General features: G+C 70.0%; 14 protein-coding genes. 8 read left to right on the top strand and 6 right to left on the bottom strand.

The genetic code is table 11. The features are described from left to right. Nucleotides 1-23: 23 nt before the first annotated feature. The 3 genes from DEJ09_RS00610 to DEJ09_RS00600 all read right to left on the bottom strand — a co-directional run bounded on the left by DEJ09_RS00610 (nucleotide 24) and on the right by DEJ09_RS00600 (nucleotide 3367). Complete coding sequence (locus tag DEJ09_RS00610) at nucleotides 24-1358, bottom strand: sugar ABC transporter substrate-binding protein (protein ID WP_181433215.1); 1335 nt, start codon at nucleotides 1356-1358, stop codon at nucleotides 24-26. Nucleotides 1359-1454: 96 nt separating this feature from the next. Further along, entirely contained in the window at nucleotides 1455-2426 is a 972-nt protein-coding gene (locus DEJ09_RS00605) for a carbohydrate ABC transporter permease (RefSeq protein WP_027466151.1), read from the bottom strand. Next, complete coding sequence (locus tag DEJ09_RS00600) at nucleotides 2423-3367, bottom strand: carbohydrate ABC transporter permease (RefSeq protein ID WP_071404236.1); 945 nt, start codon at nucleotides 3365-3367, stop codon at nucleotides 2423-2425. The genes DEJ09_RS00605 and DEJ09_RS00600 overlap by 4 nt, the downstream gene beginning before the upstream one ends. A 196-nt stretch (nucleotides 3368-3563) precedes the next feature. On the opposite strand from DEJ09_RS00600, the gene DEJ09_RS00595 reads away from it, so the two are divergent. Further along, nucleotides 3564-4589 carry a LacI family DNA-binding transcriptional regulator gene (locus DEJ09_RS00595; protein WP_181433227.1) on the top strand — a complete coding sequence of 342 codons (1026 nt, stop codon included), beginning with the start codon at nucleotides 3564-3566 and terminating at the stop codon, nucleotides 4587-4589. Between the two features lie 311 nt (nucleotides 4590-4900). On the opposite strand, the gene DEJ09_RS00590 is transcribed toward DEJ09_RS00595, so the two are convergent. Further along, the gene (locus tag DEJ09_RS00590) at nucleotides 4901-6406 is read right to left on the bottom strand and encodes an alpha-N-arabinofuranosidase (RefSeq protein ID WP_110865198.1); all 1506 of its coding nucleotides are present in this window, start codon (nucleotides 6404-6406) and stop codon (nucleotides 4901-4903) included. Between the two features lie 295 nt (nucleotides 6407-6701). Between DEJ09_RS00590 and DEJ09_RS00585 the strand changes: the two genes are divergently transcribed. From DEJ09_RS00585 to DEJ09_RS00575, 3 genes are all read left to right on the top strand, one after another. Then, entirely contained in the window at nucleotides 6702-8057 is a 1356-nt protein-coding gene (locus DEJ09_RS00585; RefSeq protein WP_027466147.1) for an extracellular solute-binding protein, read from the top strand. 84 nt (nucleotides 8058-8141) lie between these two features. After that, on the top strand, nucleotides 8142-9113 hold the full coding sequence (locus tag DEJ09_RS00580; protein ID WP_027466146.1) for a carbohydrate ABC transporter permease: 972 nt from the start codon (nucleotides 8142-8144) through the stop codon (nucleotides 9111-9113). Nucleotide 9114: 1 nt separating this feature from the next. Further along, entirely contained in the window at nucleotides 9115-10026 is a 912-nt protein-coding gene (locus DEJ09_RS00575) for a carbohydrate ABC transporter permease (protein WP_111087315.1), read from the top strand. A 480-nt stretch (nucleotides 10027-10506) separates the two neighbouring features. Here DEJ09_RS00575 and DEJ09_RS00570 read toward each other — a convergent pair whose 3' ends face one another. Then, nucleotides 10507-11337 carry a siderophore-interacting protein gene (locus tag DEJ09_RS00570; protein WP_111087314.1) on the bottom strand — a complete coding sequence of 277 codons (831 nt, stop codon included), beginning with the start codon at nucleotides 11335-11337 and terminating at the stop codon, nucleotides 10507-10509. Nucleotides 11338-11365: 28 nt separating this feature from the next. Here DEJ09_RS00570 and DEJ09_RS00565 point away from each other — a divergent pair, with 28 nt between their 5' ends. From DEJ09_RS00565 to DEJ09_RS00550, 4 genes are read left to right on the top strand one after another with little or no spacing between them, the layout of a single operon-like run. Continuing rightward, nucleotides 11366-12469, top strand: a complete 1104-nt coding sequence (locus DEJ09_RS00565) for an iron ABC transporter permease (protein WP_258373743.1) — start codon at nucleotides 11366-11368, stop codon at nucleotides 12467-12469. Then, a complete protein-coding gene (locus DEJ09_RS00560; protein ID WP_258373742.1) occupies nucleotides 12466-13623 on the top strand; it encodes an iron ABC transporter permease in 1158 nt (385 codons plus the stop codon). The genes DEJ09_RS00565 and DEJ09_RS00560 overlap by 4 nt, the downstream gene beginning before the upstream one ends. Next, nucleotides 13620-14549, top strand: coding sequence for an ABC transporter ATP-binding protein (locus DEJ09_RS00555; protein ID WP_111087313.1), 930 nt, complete (start codon nucleotides 13620-13622; stop codon nucleotides 14547-14549). Before DEJ09_RS00560 ends, DEJ09_RS00555 begins: the two co-directional genes overlap by 4 nt. Nucleotides 14550-14560: 11 nt before the next feature. Then, nucleotides 14561-15580: an ABC transporter substrate-binding protein gene (locus tag DEJ09_RS00550; protein WP_111032867.1), complete on the top strand. Its 1020-nt coding sequence runs from the start codon at nucleotides 14561-14563 to the stop codon at nucleotides 15578-15580. A gap of 81 nt (nucleotides 15581-15661) precedes the next feature. Here the strand turns inward: DEJ09_RS00550 and DEJ09_RS00545 are convergent, their stop codons facing one another. After that, a complete protein-coding gene (locus tag DEJ09_RS00545; RefSeq protein WP_258373741.1) occupies nucleotides 15662-17716 on the bottom strand; it encodes a transglycosylase domain-containing protein in 2055 nt (684 codons plus the stop codon). Nucleotides 17717-17742: the final 26 nt, after the last annotated feature.

The raw sequence follows: 17742 nt of genomic DNA, 5'->3' as shown, positions 1-17742 counted from the left end.
GGCCCCGCGGGGGTGCTGTCGAACTACTTCGACGAGACCGTGAAGCCCTGGTCCTTGCCGTACTTGGCGAGGGCCTTCTGCCATGCCTGCAGGCCTGCGTCAAGCGAGGTGCCGTTCTCGTACGCCTGACCGACGGTGTCGGCGTAGACGCTGTTCGCGTACACCTGGTACGGCAGGTAGGTGAAGTCGTTGTCCGAGGACTTCGACGCGTCGACGAGCACCTTGTTGATCTGCTGGCCGCCGAAGTACTCCGGCTTCTCGTCGAGGAACGCCGACGAGTCGAGGTCAGCGGTGGTCGACGGGAAGCCGCCGGACTCCATGAAGACCTTCGTGGACTCCTTCGAGGAGTTCAGCCACTTGAGGAAGCCGGCGGCGAGGGCCGGGTTCTTCGACTGCTTCATGACGACCTGGGCGCTGCCGCCGTTGTTCGCGGTCTGGGCGGTGCCACCGTCGTAGGTCGGCATCGGGGCGACGCGCCAGTCACCCGATGCCTGGGCGACGCCGGACTCCAGGTTGCCGGGCATCCAGGCGCCGGTGATCATCGTGGCGATCTCACCGTTGCCGAGCTGCTTGTACCAGTCGTCGGTCCAGCCGACCGTCTTCGACAGCAGGCCCTGCTCGACGAGCTCGTTCCAGGTGCTCGTCCACTTCTTGGTGCCCTCGTCCTGCAGGTTGATGGTCACCTTGTCACCGTCGGTGGTGAAGGGGGTGCCACCGGCCTGGGCGATCATGCTCGTGGTGAAGCCAGCGTCGCCGGAGTCCGCCGCGATGTAGGCCTTCGGGTCCGCCTCGTGCAGCTTCTTGGCCGCGGTGACGTACTCGTCCCAGGTCTTCGGCACGGCGATGTCGTGCTTGTCGAAGACCTTCTTGTTGTAGAACAGCGCCATGGGGCCGGAGTCCTGCGGCAGGCCGTAGACCTTGCCGTCGATCGACACCGAGCTCCAGGTGCTCTTCGCGAAGTCCTTCTCGAGCGAGTCGAAGCCGTAGCTCGACAGGTCGAGCAGCGACTCGGACAGGGCGAACTGCGGCAGGGCGTAGTACTCGACCTGGGCGACGTCGGGGGCGCCCGAGCCGGCCTTGATCGTGTTCTGCAGCTTCGTGTACTGGTCGGCACCGGTGCCGGCGTTGACGAGCTTGACCTTCACCTCGGGGTACTGCTTCTCGAACGCGGCGACCTGGGCCTTCGCCGACGGGGTCCACGACCAGTAGGTCAGGGTGCCACCGTCCTTCAGGGCCTTGTCGATGTCGTCGGCCGATCCGCCGGAGCCGGAGCCGCCGGAGGCGCACGCGGCGAGGGCGATCGCGGCGGTGACGCCGATGGCGAGGGCGCTGAGCCCGCGCCGGAGACGCTTGTTCATGGGAGTGCCTTTCACTTCTTCGTGGAGGGGGTGGTGCTGCTGTGTGCCGGACCGGAGGACCGGGGCGGGGTCGCCACGGGCCTCCCGTCCGAGGGATCAGGCCTTGACCGACCCGGCCGCGAGGCCGGACTGCCAGAAGCGCTGGAGGAAGAGGAACGCGACCACGATCGGGATGATCGTGAGGAGCGATCCCGTGACGACGAGGTTGTAGATCGGCTGCGCGCCGGACCCGGTGGCCTGGGCGTTCCACTGGTTCAGGCCGACCGTCAGCGGGTACCACTTCGGGTCGCTCAGCATGATGAGCGGCAGGAAGTAGTTGTTCCAGGTGGCGACGACCGCGAACAGCAGGACGGTGACGACACCGGGCGCGAGCAGGCGGAGCGCGATCGTGAAGAAGATCCGGAACTCACCGGCGCCGTCCATGCGGGCGGCCTCGAGCAGTTCGGCGGGGATCGCGTCGACCGCGTAGGTCCAGATCAGGTACATGCCGAACGGGCTGATCAGCGAGGGCAGGATGATCGCCCACGGGGTGTTGGTCAGGCCGACCTGCGAGAACAGCAGGAACGTCGGGACCGCCAGGGCCGTGCCGGGGACCGCGATGGCACCGAGGACGACGGCGAACACCGCGCGGCGACCGGGGAACTGGAACTTCGCCATGCCGTAGCCCGCGACGGTGGCGAGCAGGGTGGCCCCGCCGGCACCGACGACGACGTAGAGCAGCGTGTTGCCGAACCACTGCAGGAAGATGCCGTCGTTGTAGGTCAGCGTGTCGACGATGTTCTGCCAGAGGTTGAAGTCCCCGCCGAACCACAGACCGAACGTGGAGAGCAGCGACGCCTGCGTCTTCGTGCTGTTCACGAGCAGGTAGAACAGCGGCGCGAACGAGTACACGACGAAGACGACCATGACCGCGGTCAGCAGGCCGGAACGCTTCGGCTTGCGTCCGCCTTCCGCGGTGCGGAGCTGCCTGGAGGCGCGGATCGAGCGGGTGCGCGGCGCACGTTGCGTCGTGGTCGCCTCGGTCACCGTGGCCGCTGCGGGCCCGGCGGGGTGCTGGATGGTGCTCATCGGTTCTCCTCGCGGGTGCCGCGGACCTGGACGACGTAGGCGATCACCGCGGTGATCACGCCCATCACGATCGCGACCGTGGCGGAGTAGTTGAACTGCTGACCGCTGAAGGACAGCGAGTAGGCGTACATGTTCGGGGTGAAGGCGCTGCCGATGACGTTCGGGGCGAGCGTCTTGAGCAGGTTCGGCTCGTTGAAGAGCTGGAAGCTGCCGATGATCGAGAAGATCGTGGCGATGACCATCGGGCCGCGGAGCGCCGGGAGCTTGATCGAGAAGACCGTGCGCATCGGGCCGGCGCCGTCGAGCTCTGCCGCCTCGTACAGCTCACCGGGGACGGTGCGGAGTGCGGCGTAGAAGATCAGCATGTTGTAGCCGAGGAACTCCCACGTGACCACGTTGCCGATCGACGTCAGGACCCAGCTCGGGCTGAACGGCTGCAGCAGGTCGATGCCGAGCGCGTCGTTCGCAGCGCCCGTCAGACCGAACTGGTTGCCGTAGATGAAGCCCCAGATCAGGGCGGCGACGACACCGGGGACGGCGTACGGCAGGAACACCGCGATGCGGAAGAAGCTCGTCCCCCACAGTCGGGCGCTGTCCAGGGCCAGGGCGGCGACGAGCGCGAGGCCGAGCATGATCGGCACCTGGACGACCAGGAAGATCGCGACCCGGCCGAACCCGGACCAGAACTTGGCGTCCTGGAAGAGCTGCACGTAGTTGGCGAACCAGACGAACTGGTTGCCGCCGATGAGCTGGTCGCGGAACAGGCTGAGCCAGAGCGCGTAGCCGATCGGCACGATGAGCATCAGGACCAGGACGACGACGAACGGGCCGACGAACAGCCATCCGGTGAGCCGTCCCCGCGGCTTGGGGCGGCGGCCGGCGGGGCGCTCGGCGGTGGGGCGCGGTGCTGCCTCACCGGGGCGCGCTGCGAGCGTGCTCATGTGACTCCTTCGTCTGCTGCGTTCGGGTGGTCGATGTCGGCGGCTCGGCCCGGGCCGGATCAGGGTGTCCGGGCGGTCACCGATGTTGACGTCAACATCGAACGACGCGACGATAGCATGGCAACGTCAACATGCGCTAGCGTCCGGGGAGGCCGACCGCTCGGCCCCTCGATCCGGAAGGAGCGCCAGCGTGACGATGGAGTCCCCCGCCGGCACCCGCCGCGCCCCCTCGATGGCCGCCGTGGCCGACGCCGCCGGAGTGTCGATGCAGACGGTCTCGCGCGTCGCCCGGGGCTTCGACAACGTCAGCCCGGAGACCCGCGACCGCGTCCAGCGCGCGATGGAGTCCCTCGGCTACCGGCCCAACCGTGCCGCCCGTGCCCTGCGCTCCGGCCGCTTCCGCACGATCGGCGTGATCATGTTCACGCTCGCGTCCTTCGGCAACATGCGCACGCTCGAGGCGATCGCCGACGCCGCCGGGGTCGCCGACTTCACGATCACCCTGCTGCCCATGGCCTCGCGCACCGAAGCGGGCGTCCGTTCCGCGTTCTCGCGCCTGCACGAACAGGCCGTCGACGGCGTCGTGATCATCATCGAGTCGCACATCATCGACACCGCCGAGGTCGTGCTGCCCGACGGCGTGCCCATGGTCATCATCGACTCCACGGGCAGCACCGACCACCCCGCGATCGACACCGACCAGGCCGACGGCGCCCGGCAGGCCACGCAGCACCTGCTCGACCTCGGGCACGAGACCGTCTGGCACGTCGCCGGTCCGGAGTCGTCGTACTCGGCAGCCCGTCGCCTCGCCGCGTGGCAGGACACCCTGACGCGCGCCGGTCGACCGGTGCCCCCGGTGTTCCGCGGCGGCTGGACGACCGAGCACGGCTACGAGGCCGGGCTCGAGATCGCCGCACGCCCGGAGATCACCGCGGTGTTCGCCGCGAACGACCAGACCGCCCTCGGGGTCCTGCGCGCCGCACACGAGTCCGGACGCCCGGTGCCGTCGTCGCTCAGCGTGGTGGGGTTCGACGACTCCCCCGAGTCCGACTCGTTCTGGCCGCCGCTCACCACCGTGCACCAGTCCTTCGACGAGGTCGGCCGCCGAGCGGTCGCGAACCTGCTCGCCCAGATCGACGGCGAGCGGGTCAGCGTCGCGGCGGACCTGGTGCCGGTGCGGCTCGTCGAGCGCGCGAGCACGGCGGCGCCGCTGGCGCGCTGACACGGCGCGCGTTTCGCGCTCACCGACACATCACGTGCGCACGCCCCCGTGATCTGTCGCCCAGCACGTGGACTCGCGCACACGCCGGACGGGAGGCCCGGTGCCAGGCCGCCACGGGCCTCCCGGCCGCCGCCGCGCATGTTTCGGGCCCAGCGACAGTCCACGCGCCCGTCACCCCGTGAACTGTCGCCCAGCACGTGAACTCGCGCCGCCCACCGCGCCCCCGCAACGAGCAGAGGACGTCGGGCGCGAGCGCCCGACGTCCTCTGTGCTCACTCGACGCCCGCCGTGGCGTGCGCCGAGGCGCCTTGTCAGCCGATCGAGACGGCGGTCCAGGAGACCGGCGGGAGCTCGATCGTGACGGTGTCGCCCTCGCGGCGGACCGACTCGTTCGTGCGGAGCCCCACGCGCGAGGTGTTCTCCAGGTCGTTCACGGCGTGCAGGTCGTCGTCCCAGACGCCCTCGGCGTGGACGTCACCGGTCGCACCGATGCCGGCCAGGTCGATCGTCACCGTGGTCGGCTCGGACGGGTGGCGGTTGATCAGGAAGACCGCGGCCTTGCCGTCCTCGGACACGGTGGCGGCGGAGTCCACGACCGGGACCTCGCCGTGCTTGCCACCGTCGACCGTGTCGCCCGACGCCTTGACCTGCAGCGAGGTGCCCTGCGCCAGGCGCGAGGTGACCGAGAACGGGAAGAAGGTCGTCTGGCGCCAGGCCGGGCCGCCGGGCTCGGTCATGATCGGGCCGATCACGTTGACGAGCTGGGCGAGCGAGGCCGAGGCGACGCGGTCGGCGTGCCGGAGCAGCGAGATGAGCAGGCCACCCACGACGACGGCGTCGGCGACGGTGTAGACGTCCTCGAGCAGACGCGGGGCGACGGGCCACTCGTCGAGCGTGAAGGTCTTGGCCTTCGCTTCCCACTTCTTGATCGACCAGACGTTCCACTCGTCGAACGAGATGTCGATGCGCTTGTCGGACTTCTTCTGCGCCTGGACGTGGTCGGCGGCCGTGGTGACCGTCTTGATGAAGTGGTCCATGTTGGCGCCCGAGGCGAGGAACGACGGCAGGTCGTCGTCCTCCTCGTAGTAGGCGTGCGCGGAGATGTAGTCGACGTCGTCGTAGGTGTGCTCGAGGACGGTGCGCTCCCACTCGCCGAACGTCGGCATCGACGCCCCGGAGGAACCGCAGGCGACGAGCTCGAGGTCGGGCTGGATCTGCCGCATGGCCTTGGCGGTCATGGCGGCGAGCTTGCCGTAGTCGTCGGCGTTCTTGTGGCCGAGCTGCCACGGGCCGTCCATCTCGTTGCCGAGGCACCACATCTTGATGGCGAAGGGTTCCTGGCGACCGTTCGAACGACGGTATTCGGACAGTGCGGTCCCGGCGTCGATGTTCGCGTACTCCAGGAGCTCGATGGCCTCCTGCGTGCCGCGGGTGCCGAGGTTCACGGCGAGCATGAGCTCCGAGCCGACCTGGTCGAGCCAGTGCTGGAACTCGTGCAGGCCGACCTCGTTGGTCTCGGTCGAGTGCCAGGCGAGGTCGAGGCGGCGGGGGCGCTGCTCGACGGGGCCGACGCCGTCCTCCCACTTGTAGCCGGAGACGAAGTTGCCACCGGGGTAGCGGATGGCGGAGACGCCGAGTTCCTTGACGAGTTCGACGACGTCCTTGCGGAAGCCGTGCTCGTCGGCGGTCTCGTGGGTGGGCTCGTGGATGCCGTCGTAGACGTGGCGGCCGAGGTGCTCGACGAACCCGCCGAACAGGCGACGTCGCACCGGCCCCACGGTGAACGCGGCGTCGAGGACGAGGTGTGTGCGGGGCATGGATCTCCTTCGATCGTGGCAGTGCGGTTCGTGCGGGGAGCGGGTGGGGCCACGGACGGGAACCGAAGCGGGCCGTCACGAAAGTGAGCGCTCACCTGACAGAAACGCTACCGGGTTCCACGCCGTCGCGAAAGGGGTGGCGGATGCCGGGAGCGAGCGCTAATGTGAGCGCTCACGGAGCACCGGAAGGTGGTTCCGTGTCCGGAGCAGCAGTGCTCCGGGTCCGGAGCAGCGATGCTCCGGCGGGAGCACCGACCCTGTTCCCGAGCCCGGCCCATCCCGATGGAGTGATGCCATGCCGATCCCACCCGCAACACCCGCGTCGCGCCTCTCGCGCCGGGGCTTCCTCGCCGCCGGCGCAGCGGCCGCGACGGTCCTGCCGCTCGCCGCCTGCTCGAGCCCCCTCGCCGCCGGCCTCGCCGGCAGCGCACTCAACCCCGAGACCCTCGTCTTCTGGAACCTGTTCGGCGGCGGCGACGGCGTCCGCATGCAGGCCATGGAGGACGGCTACGCGAAGCAGCACGGCGGCTCGAGCGCGCTGCAGGGCACCACGTTCGCGTGGGGCAACCCGTACTACTCGAAGCTGACACTGGCGACCGTCGGGAACAAGCCGCCGGACGTCGCGGTCGCGCACCTGACCCGCGCGAAGCCGCTCTGGGACGGTGACCTGCTCGACCCGATCACGTCCGACGACCTGGCGAGCGTCGGCCTGAGCGCCGCCGACTTCAACCAGAAGGCCTGGGCGGCGCAGAAGACCGACGGCAACAACATCGCGGTCCCGCTCGACACCCACCCCTTCGTCCTCTTCTACAACGTCGACGTCTGCAAGAAGGCCGGCCTGATCGACGGCGACGGCAACCTCGTCGACCTCAACGGCATGGACAACTTCGAGAAGGCCCTCGCCGCGGTCGCCAAGGTCACCGGCGGCACGGCGCTCAACGTGGCGAACGTCGTGCCGGAGACGGCCACCCCGTGGCGCTTCTTCTGGACCATGTACAACCAGCTGAAGGACGCCACCCCGTTCATCAGCGACGGCGGGTCGAAGCTCACCGTCAACGAGGACGCCTACAACGAAGTCACGAGCCGCACCCAGAAGTGGGTGAAGGAGGGCTGGCTGAACAAGGCCCTCGACTACGCCACCGCGCAGTCGCTCATGTTCGACGGCAAGGCCGGCTTCTTCATGCAGGGCGAGTGGGAGATCAGCACCGCGCAGTCGATCAAGGGCCTGAACTTCGGCATGGCGCCGATCCCCCAGCTCTACGACAAGCCGGCGACCCAGGCGGACTCGCACACGTTCGTCCTGCCGAAGAAGGCCCGCACGCCGGAGCAGCGCAAGCAGCACATGCTCTTCATCAAGCAGATGCTCGAGCAGAGCCTGACGTGGGCCGAGGGCGGGCACGTGCCGGCCTACATCCCGACGTTCGACAGCGCGGCGTACAAGAAGCTCACGCCCCAGTCGAACTACGCGGCCGCAGCCGAGACCGCCGTGTTCGACGACGCCGCCTGGTACGGCGGGTCGGGTTCGACGTTCGAGGGCACGGTGGGCGCCCAGCTCGCCCTCGTGCAGCAGGGCAGCTCGTCCCCAGCGCAGGCCCTCAGCGCCATCAAGTCGCAGCTCGCGACGTACCTCAACACCCCGAGCCCCCTGTGACCCGGCACGCAACCACCCGGCCGGACCACGCCGGGCAGACGACTCCCGCGATCGCCGTGAACACCGCGCGAAAGGCACGATGACGTGACCACAGCACCTGTCCTCGACCGGCCGACCGACGCGGCCACCGCGCCGCGTCTCCGCCGGAACCGCTCCTACGGCTCCAGCGTGAACCGCGGCCAGGGCCGCAGCGGCTGGCTGTTCCTCGCCCCGTTCGGCCTGTTCTACGTGGCCTTCCTGCTCGGCCCGACGGTCTGGATGATCGTCACGAGCTTCTTCAACACCTCGACCGTCCGCACCGGGCTCGGCAGCTTCGCCGGGTTCGCGAACTACGCCGAGATGCTCGGGCGCAGCGACTTCTGGTCGTCGCTCTGGCACACGCTGCAGTTCACGCTGTACACGACCCCGCCGCTCGTCATCCTGGCGTTCGTGTTCGCCGTGCTGACGAACCGGATGAACCGCGGGCAGTGGTTCTTCCGTCTGGCGTTCTTCCTGCCGTTCATCCTGCCGTCGGCGACGATCTCGCTGATCTGGGTGTTCATCTTCACGCCGAGCACCGGTCTGTGGGCGAGCCTGCAGTCGGCGATCGGCATGACGCCCGGCTCCGGCATGCTGTCGAGCCCGAACACGGCCATGATCGGTGTCGCGATCGCCACCGTGTGGTGGACCCTCGGCTTCAACTTCGTGCTCTACCTGGCCGGTCTGCAGGAGATCCCGCGCGAACTGTACGAAGCAGCCGCCGTCGACGGTGCGTCGAACTGGCAGCAGATCAAGTCGATCACGCTCCCCCTGCTCGGCCGCACGACGACGCTGGTCGTCCTGCTGCAGATCATCGCGAGCCTGAAGATCTTCGACCAGGTCTACCTGATGACGAACGGCGGGCCGGGCATCTCGACCCAGGTCTCGCTGCAGCTCATCACCGGCGTCGGCTTCACCGACAACCGGCTCGGTGCCGCATCGGCCGCGTCGGTCCTCCTGTTCATCGTGATCGTGGCGATCGCGGTCATCCGGCAGCTCGTCGAGCGCGCTGCCGCCAAGCGAGAGATCGGGGCCTGACATGACCGCCACCGAGAGCATCACCACCGGCCGCAAGCGCCGCACCGGCGTCTCGTCCGCCGCTCCCACGAGCGCCGCGAAGATCGGCGTCAGCGGTCGCGGCTTCACGATCGCGTCGGGGATCGTCCTGACGATCTTCGCGATCATCTGGCTCATCCCGAGCGTGTTCGCCCTGAAGACGTCGCTGTCCGACAACGGCGTCGCCGCACTCGGCGCGAACGCGATCCTGTCGAACTGGAACCCGACGCTGCACTCGTACTCGTCGCTGTTCCAGGCCGGCGACATCTGGAACTGGTACCTCGCCAGCGCCATCACGAGCGTCGTCACGGCGGCACTCACCGTGCTGTTCGCGTCGATGGCGGCGTTCGCGCTGTCGCGGCTGGTGTTCCGCGGCCGCAACATCGCGTTCCTGCTCATCATCCTCGGGATCATGATCCCCACCCAGGTGCTGATCATCCCGATCTTCCAGGAGCTCAACGCGGTCGGCCTGCTCAACACCTACTGGTCGGTGATCTTCCCGCAGGTGCCCGCCGTGATCGCGGTGTTCATCTTCAAGCAGTTCTTCGACGGCATCCCGAAGGAGCTGGAAGAGGCGGCGCGCATCGACGGCGCCGGCATCTGGAAGGTCTACTGGTCGGTCATCCTGCCGCTGTCACGTCCGGTGATCGCGGCCGTGACGATCCTGACCTTCGTCGGGGTGTGGAACAACCTGCTGCTCCCGCTCTTCGTGCTGTCCAACCCGGACCTCATGACGATCCCGGTCGGGCTTGCCACGGTCCAGGGCAGCTTCGGGCAGCGCTACGCCGACATCCAGGCCGGTGCGATCCTGGCGGCGCTGCCCCTGATCATCCTCTACCTGATCTTCCAGCGGCAGATCGTGGAGGGCGTGACGGGCTCGGGCCTCAAGGGCTGACGCCACCCCACCACGGACGGGAGGCCCGGTGCCAGCTGGCACCGGGCCTCCCGTCCGTCCGTTGGTCGCGTCGCGGGCGCGGCGCGGCTGGCGCTTTCGGGCGTACCTGGCAGAACCGGGCGTACCTGGTCGGAAGTTCTGTGGCGGTATGCCCGAAAGCACCAGGCATCGCGGGCGCCAGGGGAAGAACCGGGCGTAGCGGGTGGAACCGGGCGTACCTGTGCAGAGCGGGCACACCTTGCGGAACCGGGCGTACTCGGTCGGAAGTTCCGTGGTGGTACGCCCGAAAGCACCAGGCATCGCGCACGCCAAGGGAAGGACCGGGCGCACCTGGCCGAACCGGGCATACCTGGCGGAACCGGGCATACCCGGTCGGAAGTTCCGTGGTGGTACGCCCGAAAGCACCAGGCATCGCGCGCGCAAGGGGAAAGACCGGGCGTACCTGGCGGCAACGGGCATACCTGCCAGGCAGCGCGCGGGTCAGGCGGGGACGGAGACCTTCGTCTCGTGCTTCCAGAACCCGGAGAACGTGATGCGCGACTTCGGCAGGCCCGCACGGTGCAGGTGGCGGCGGCCCTCCGTTGCGAGTCGCGACTCCCCCACGACGAACGCGTACCCCTGGTCGTCGGACGGCACGTGCCGCTGCAGTTCGGCGAGGGCCCCGCTGCCGGGGACGGCGCCGGGCTGCCGGACGATCCACGTCACCTGCACGCCGGTGGGGGCGTCGAGGTCGCGGATGTCGGCGGGGGTCGGGACCTCTTGGATGATGCGGCCGACGGTGTCGCGCGGCAACGAGGCAGCGATGCCGACGATGCCGGGCAGGCCGGTCTCCTCGGCGGCGACGACGACCTCGCTGGTGCCGGCGGGGACGTCGAAGATGCAGCCCTGGTCGAGCATCGCGAGTTCCTCGCCGGGGCGGGCGGAGCAGGCCCAGATCGCGGCACGGCCCTCGAGCTGACCGCGGTGGTCCAGGTGCACGACGAAGTCGATGTCGAGCTCGGCGGTGCCGTCGGCGAGCAGCCGGTACGCGGCGACGGTGTAGTTCGCGCAGTGGGGGCGGATGTCCTCGGGGATGCCGAGGAACGTCGGCCACCACTTCTTGCCGTCCAGGTCGGGCATCCGGAAGGCGTCCTGGTCGGGGCGCCGGACGAACAGGCGGAACCAGTGGTCGAAACCCAGGTAGCCGAACTCGTGCAGGTCGTCGCCTGTGACGGTGACGCGCTGCATCGAGGGGGTCACCCGCTGGGTCCGGAGGACACGGGCGCGGAAGAGCCGGGGGTTCGTCGGCAGGAGCCGCGGGGTCTTCGCCATGAGGCAAGGCTAACCTAAGATGACTTCCGTGCCAGCCCCCAATCCCGTTCTGGCTTCCGGTCCGGAGGCCCCCGAACCCGTCGTGTCCAGCGCCCGGGACGGCGACGCGTCCCGTGCCCTCGGCGTCCACCGGACCGCGATGCGGCGGCGGACCGCGGTGATCGTCGGGCTCGTCGTCGCCCTCGTGCTCGTCGCCGTGGCGAGCATGCTGCTCGGCAGCAACCGCATCGGTGTCGCCGAGGTGTGGGCGGGGCTCACCCGCTCCGGGTCGAGCACCGACGAGGCGATCGTGTGGGGGTCCCGCATCCCGCGCACGCTGATCGGTGCTGCGGTCGGGGCGGCCCTCGGCATCGCCGGGCTCCTCATGCAGGGACACACCCGCAACCCACTCGCCGACCCCGGCCTGTTCGGGGTCTCGTCGGGTGCGGGACTCGCGGTGGTGCTCGGCGTCTACGTGTTCGGGGTGACGAGCACGAGCGCGACCGTGTGGTTCGCCCTGGTCGGGGCCCTGGTCGCCAGCGTCGTCGTCTTCTCGGTGACGATCGCCGGCAGCGGCACCGCCAGTCCGGTGCCGCTCGCCCTCGCCGGGGCCGCGGTGTCGGCACTGCTCGCCGCCCTGACCTCCTTCGTCGTGCTGACCGACCAGGCCTCGCTCGACGCGTACCGGCTCTGGGTCGTCGGGTCCCTCGCGGCACGGCAGCTCGACATCCTCGGGGCGGTGTGGCCGTTCCTGGCCGCCGGGCTCGTGCTCGCGGTGCTGAACGTCCGCGCCCTCGACGCCCTCGGGCTCGGGTCCGAGCTGGCGAAGGGGCTCGGCGAGAACGTGCTCGTCGCCCGGCTCGTCGGCCTGGGCGGGATCACGCTGCTCGCCGCCGGGGCGACCGCTGCGGCCGGCCCGATCGGCTTCGTCGGCCTGACGGTGCCGCACGTCGCCCGCGCGCTCGTCGGCACCGGACACCGCTGGACCCTGCCGGTCTCCGGTCTGGTCGGCGCCGCCCTCGTGCTGCTCGCCGACGTCATCGGTCGCCTGATCGGCGGGTTCTCCGAGGTCGAGGTCGGCATCGTGCTCGCCGTCATCGGGGGCCCGGTGTTCGTCGCCGTCGCCCGTCGCCGATCGCTGGTGTCGCTGTGAGCGGGGCAGCGGTGCGCAGCAACGGCAGCACGCCCGGCAGCGCGCCCAGCAGCACGCCCGAGACCACCACGCCGGGCACGCCCGCCCCGGCTGCACGAACCCCCGGCCGCGCCGGCATCCGCATCGGCCCCGTCGGCCTCGCCTGGCGCCCCCGGGTGTTCTGGTACACGGTCGGATCGATCGCCACCGTCCTGGTGCTCATCGTCCTCGGCACGGCGGTCGGCTCGACGTGGATCGCCCCCGGGGTCGTCATCCGGTCCCTGCTCGGCCTGGAGTCCGGGCCGGACGCCTTCATCATCACCACCCTGCGCCTGCCCCGCGTGCTCACCGGCGCACTCGTCGGCCTGACACTCGGGGTGGCCGGCGCACTCACCCAGACCTTCACCCGCAACCCCCTCGGCACCCCGGACATCATCGGTGTCACGGCGGGCGCCAGCGTCGGTGCGGTCGCGGCGATCGTCCTCGGCGGCGGGACGTACTCGGTGTCGTCGCTGGTGCTCGGTGGCGGGATCCCGGTGGCCGCGACGATCGGCGCCCTGGTCGCGGCGGTCCTGGTGTACGGCCTGGGCTGGCGCGGCGGCGTGCAGAGCTACCGACTCGTGCTGGTCGGCATCGGCGTGAGCGCGACCCTCGACGCGGTGACGAGCTACCTGCTCGTCCGCGCGAAGATCACCGTCGCCACCGCGGCGTCGCAGTGGCTCGTCGGCAGCCTGTCGAGCACCTCGTGGGAGAGCGTCTGGCCGCTGCTCGTGGTGGCGGTCGTCGCGGTGCCGATCGCGCTCGCGACGAGTGCGGCCCTCGGCATCGGGCAGCTCGGCGACGAGGTCGCGACGGGCGTCGGACTCGGCGTCCAGCGGCACCGGCTGCTCGTCATCGCGCTCGCGGTCGTGCTGACCGCCGCCGCCGTGGCCGCCGCGGGACCGGTCGGCTTCGTCGCGTTCGTCGTCCCGCAGGTCGGGCTCCGGCTCGCCGGCACGAACCGGCCGCCGCTGCTGCTCGCCGGTGCCCTCGGCGCCGTGCTCGTGCTCGCCGCCGACCTGCTGTCCCGTTCCGCGTTCCCGTGGCAGGTGCCGGTCGGCATCATCACCACCGTGATCGGGGCGCCGTACCTGATCTGGCTCCTCGTCCGTCACCGCAAGGAGATGTCCCGATGACAACATCGCACCAACACGAGCACGAGCACCACACCCCCGTCCTCGAAGCCACGGGCCTGTCCGTCGGCTACGACCGCCAGCCCGTGCTGCGCGACCTGGACCTGCGCATCGAACGCGGCACCGTCACGACGTTCCTCGGCGCGAACGGCTGCGGCAAGTCGACCCTGCTCAAGGCGTTCGGCCGCGTGCTCAAGCCGCAGGCCGGCGAGGTCCTGCTCGACGGCACCCCGATCCGCAAGGAGCCGAACCGCCAGGTCGCCCGCAAGCTCGCGATCCTGCCGCAGTCCCCCGTCGCCCCCGCGGGCACCAGCGTGCTCGACCTCGTGATGCGCGGCCGGAACCCCCACCAGTCGTGGGCGAAGCCGTGGACCGCTGAGGACGCCGCCGTCGCCGAAGAGGCCATTGCCGCGACCGGCCTGACCGAGGTCGCGCACCGCGACGTCACGAGCCTGTCCGGCGGGCAGCGCCAGCGCGCTTGGATCGCCATGGTCGTCGCGCAGCAGGCACAGACGCTCCTGCTCGACGAGCCGACGACCTACCTCGACCTCGCGCACCAGCTCGAGGTCCTGCGGCTCGTCCGGCGGCTGAACCGCGAGCAGGGGTCGACGATCGTGATGGTGTTGCACGACCTGTCGCTCGCGGCGCGGTACTCCGACCGGCTCGTGGTGCTGCACGACGGCGGGGTCGTGGCCGACGGCACCCCCCACGACGTCCTCACCCCGGCACTGCTCGAGCACGCGTTCGGCCTGCACGCCCGGGTGTTCCCCGACCCGGTGAGCGGTGCACCGATGATCGTGCCCGAGGCGGACGAGCACGACCCCGTCCCGAGTGCCACGACGGGGCACACGGTCCCGAGTGCCCCGACCGAGCGCACGGTCCCGACGAAAACCGAAGACGTGCTGGCGAGTACCGCGAACTTAGGTTAGCCTCTCCTAACGTGAAGACCTCCCGACGTGGCCACCTGCGCGCCGCCCTCCTGACCTCCGTGACCGTCTCGGCACTCCTCCTGACCGGCTGCTCGAGCACCGGCAACTCGAACGACTCCGACTCCGACGGCGGCACCGCCGCGTCGAAGGCGTGGTCGTACGAGGACGCCACGGGCGCCACCGTGAAGGTCGACCACACGCCGAAGCGCGTCGTCGTGCTGAACGACATCGCCCTGTCGTTCATCGAGTACGGCCTGAAGCCCGTCGGCACCTTCGGGCAGCTGACGATGGCGAAGGACGCCCGGTTCAAGGGTCTCGACACCGACGGCATCACGCAGCTCGGCACCGCCTACGGCGACATCGACCTCGAGCAGCTCGCCGCGCTCAAGCCCGACCTCGTCGTCACCTCGGTCTACCCGACCGACGCCAAGGGCACGCTCGACACGAAGCAGCCGGGCTACGGCTTCAAGGACAAGGCGCAGGAGAAGCAGATCGAGGCCATCGCGCCGGTCGTCCAGGTGAAGTGGGGCGGCAAGGGCGAGGACGTCATCGAGAAGATCGCCGAACTGTCCGAGTCCCTCGGCGCGAAGGAGTCGACGGTCGACGCCGCCGAGGAGCGCTTCGACACCGCGGCCGACGAGCTCGAGAAGGTCTCGAAGGAGAAGGACCTGTCGGTCGTCTCGATGTACGCCGACGGTGACGGCGCGTACGTCACCCGCCCGACCGACGAGCCGTCGCTGCAGATGTACGCGTCGTACGGGGTCGACTTCGTCAACCCGAAGCCCGAGGGCTTCTACTGGGGCATCTACTCGTGGGAGAACGCCGGCCAGATCACCGGTGACGTGCTGCTGCTGTCGCAGCAGGGCTACCAGGTCGCCGACCTCGAGAAGCAGCCGACCTTCGCCGACAACGCCGCGCTCGAGGCGGGCCAGGTCCACAGCTGGACGTTCCCGGCCCTCGACTACGCGTCGCAGGCCGACTACATGACCAAGCTCGCGGGCTGGCTCGAGGACAGCAAGAAGCTGTCGTAGGACGCAACCGAGAACCGGCCTGGAGGCGCGGTGCCAGCTGGCACCGCGCCTCCAGGCCGTTCGTGGTTGCGTTCCGGGCCGTCAGCCGGCCGGCAGCGCCGCGTTCACCGCGGTCTGCGCGTCGCGCCAGACGGCCGCGCGCGATCCCGCGTAGGTGCCGCCCTGACCGTTGGAGAACGACCGCAGGTTGTGCTTCGCGCCGTCCGTGTTGCCCTGCCAGTAGGCGGTGACGGCACGCGAGGTCCCACCCACCAGCCACACCTGGTCGGCAGCGTCCGTGGTGCCGGTCTTGCCGAACAGGGTCGCGCCGTCGGGGGTCTGCCCACCGCTCGCCGTGCCGCCGCGGAACGCGCCCTGCATGACGTCGAACGCGGTGGCCGCGGTCTGCGGCGACACCGCCTGCGTGCAGGTGCGGGGTTGTCCGCCGAGTTCCTCGCCGTCGGGTGCGATGACCTGGTCGATCACCACGGGTGCACAGAACCGCCCGCCGTTCGCGATGCCGGCGTAGGCCGACGCCATCGTCAGCGGGGCGATGCTCTCGGTGCCGAGCAGGGACCCCGGGTTCCAGGGCAGCTCGCCACCGGTCGCCAGGTGCACCCCCAGCCGCTCGGCCACGTCGCGGATGTCGCACAGGTCGAGCTGTTCGGCCATCGACTGGTACGCCGCGTTCACGGACTGCGCCGTCGCCGACCGGACCGAGTACGGACCACGCTGCCCTGGTGAGTCGTTCTTCGGCTGCCAGAACGCCGAGGCGGGTCCACCGCAGGCGGTCCACTCGCTGTGCGGGTGCGGGGTGCCGTCGACGACGGTGTCCGGGCTGCGGCCGGCCTCGATCCACGCCAGCAGGGTGAACATCTTGTAGGTCGACCCGGTCTGGAACCCCGTCGAGCTGCCGTCCGCCTGGTCGGTGGCGTAGTTCAGCGAGGTCGCGGTGCGGGGCGCGTCGGACGACCGGTCGTGGTCGGTGTTCTGCGCCATCGTCAGCACACGGCCCGTCCCGGCCTCGACCGTGTTGAACGTGGCCCCCAGCGCCAGCCGCGTCTCGGTCTTCGGGTCGTACCGGTCGAGCAGCCGCTTCTGTTCCGCGTTCAGGTCGAGGTCGAGCGTGGTCTGGATCCGGTACCCGCCGGTGCGCCAGGCGTCCGCCCGCTGCTGCTTCGTCGCGCCGAGCTGCGGGAGCCGCTGGGCGATGGTCTCCGCGTGGTCACAGAAGAACTCCGCGCCCACCTCGACCGCCTCGCACCCCTGCTGCGGGGCCGTCAGGTGGACGGAGTCGGCGACACGGGACAGCCGAGCCGTGCGGTACTCCTCGGTCGACAGGTGCCCCTGCTCGTGCATCGACCGCAGGATCACGTTCCGCCGCGCGGCGTTGTCGCGGTGGTGGTCCGGCGTCGACAGGTCCCGTCGCTCCGGCCACTGCACGATCGCGATGAGGGACGCCGCCTCGGCCGGGGTCAGGTCGGTCGCCGACTTGCCGTAGTAGTGCTGCGCCGCCGACTGCACCCCGTAGGTCTGGTCGCCGAAGTAGGCGATGTTCAGGTACGCCGCCAGGATCTGCTGCTTCGTGTACTGCTTCGCCAGGCTGATCGCGAGCTTCATCTCGGCGAGCTTGCGCTGCGGTGTCCGCCGGGTCGCGTCCTCGTACGCGGCCTCGCGCTCCTCGGCCGTGGGCAGTTCGCTCGCCTGCTGGATCTTGATGTTCCGCACGAGCTGCATCGTCAGGGTCGAACCACCCGACCCGCCCTCGGTCCCGGACGTGGCGACGCTCACGAGCGACCGGACAACGGACGTCGCGTCGACACCGCCGGTCTCGTAGAACCGCTTGTCCTCGCCGTCCACCGCGGCGTGCTCCAGCTGGTCGCTGATCTGGTCGAGCGTGAGCTCCTGCCGGTCCTGGTCCCACACGTTCGCCAGGTGCACCGGCTCGCCGCCGCGGTAGGCCCAGATCTGGTTCCGCTGCGGCAGCTGCCCGATCTCGATGTCCTCCGGCAACGTCTCGAACACCCCGATCGCCGAGGTCGTGCCGACGCCGGCGACCGCGATCACCGGGGTCACCCCGACGCTCACCAGCAATCCGGCGAGCACACTGCCACCCACGAAGCCGAGCGCGGCTCCCCCTGCACGTCGCATCGTCATGTCGTCCGTTCCCCCTCGGTCGCACC

Origin of the sequence: Curtobacterium sp. MCLR17_055 (assembly GCF_003234305.1) — a bacterium.
In the GTDB taxonomy this organism is placed as follows: Bacteria; Actinomycetota; Actinomycetes; order Actinomycetales; family Microbacteriaceae; genus Curtobacterium; species Curtobacterium flaccumfaciens.
The sequence above is the reverse complement of the archived record's forward strand: the minus strand, read 5'-3'. Positions and strand labels throughout refer to the sequence as shown.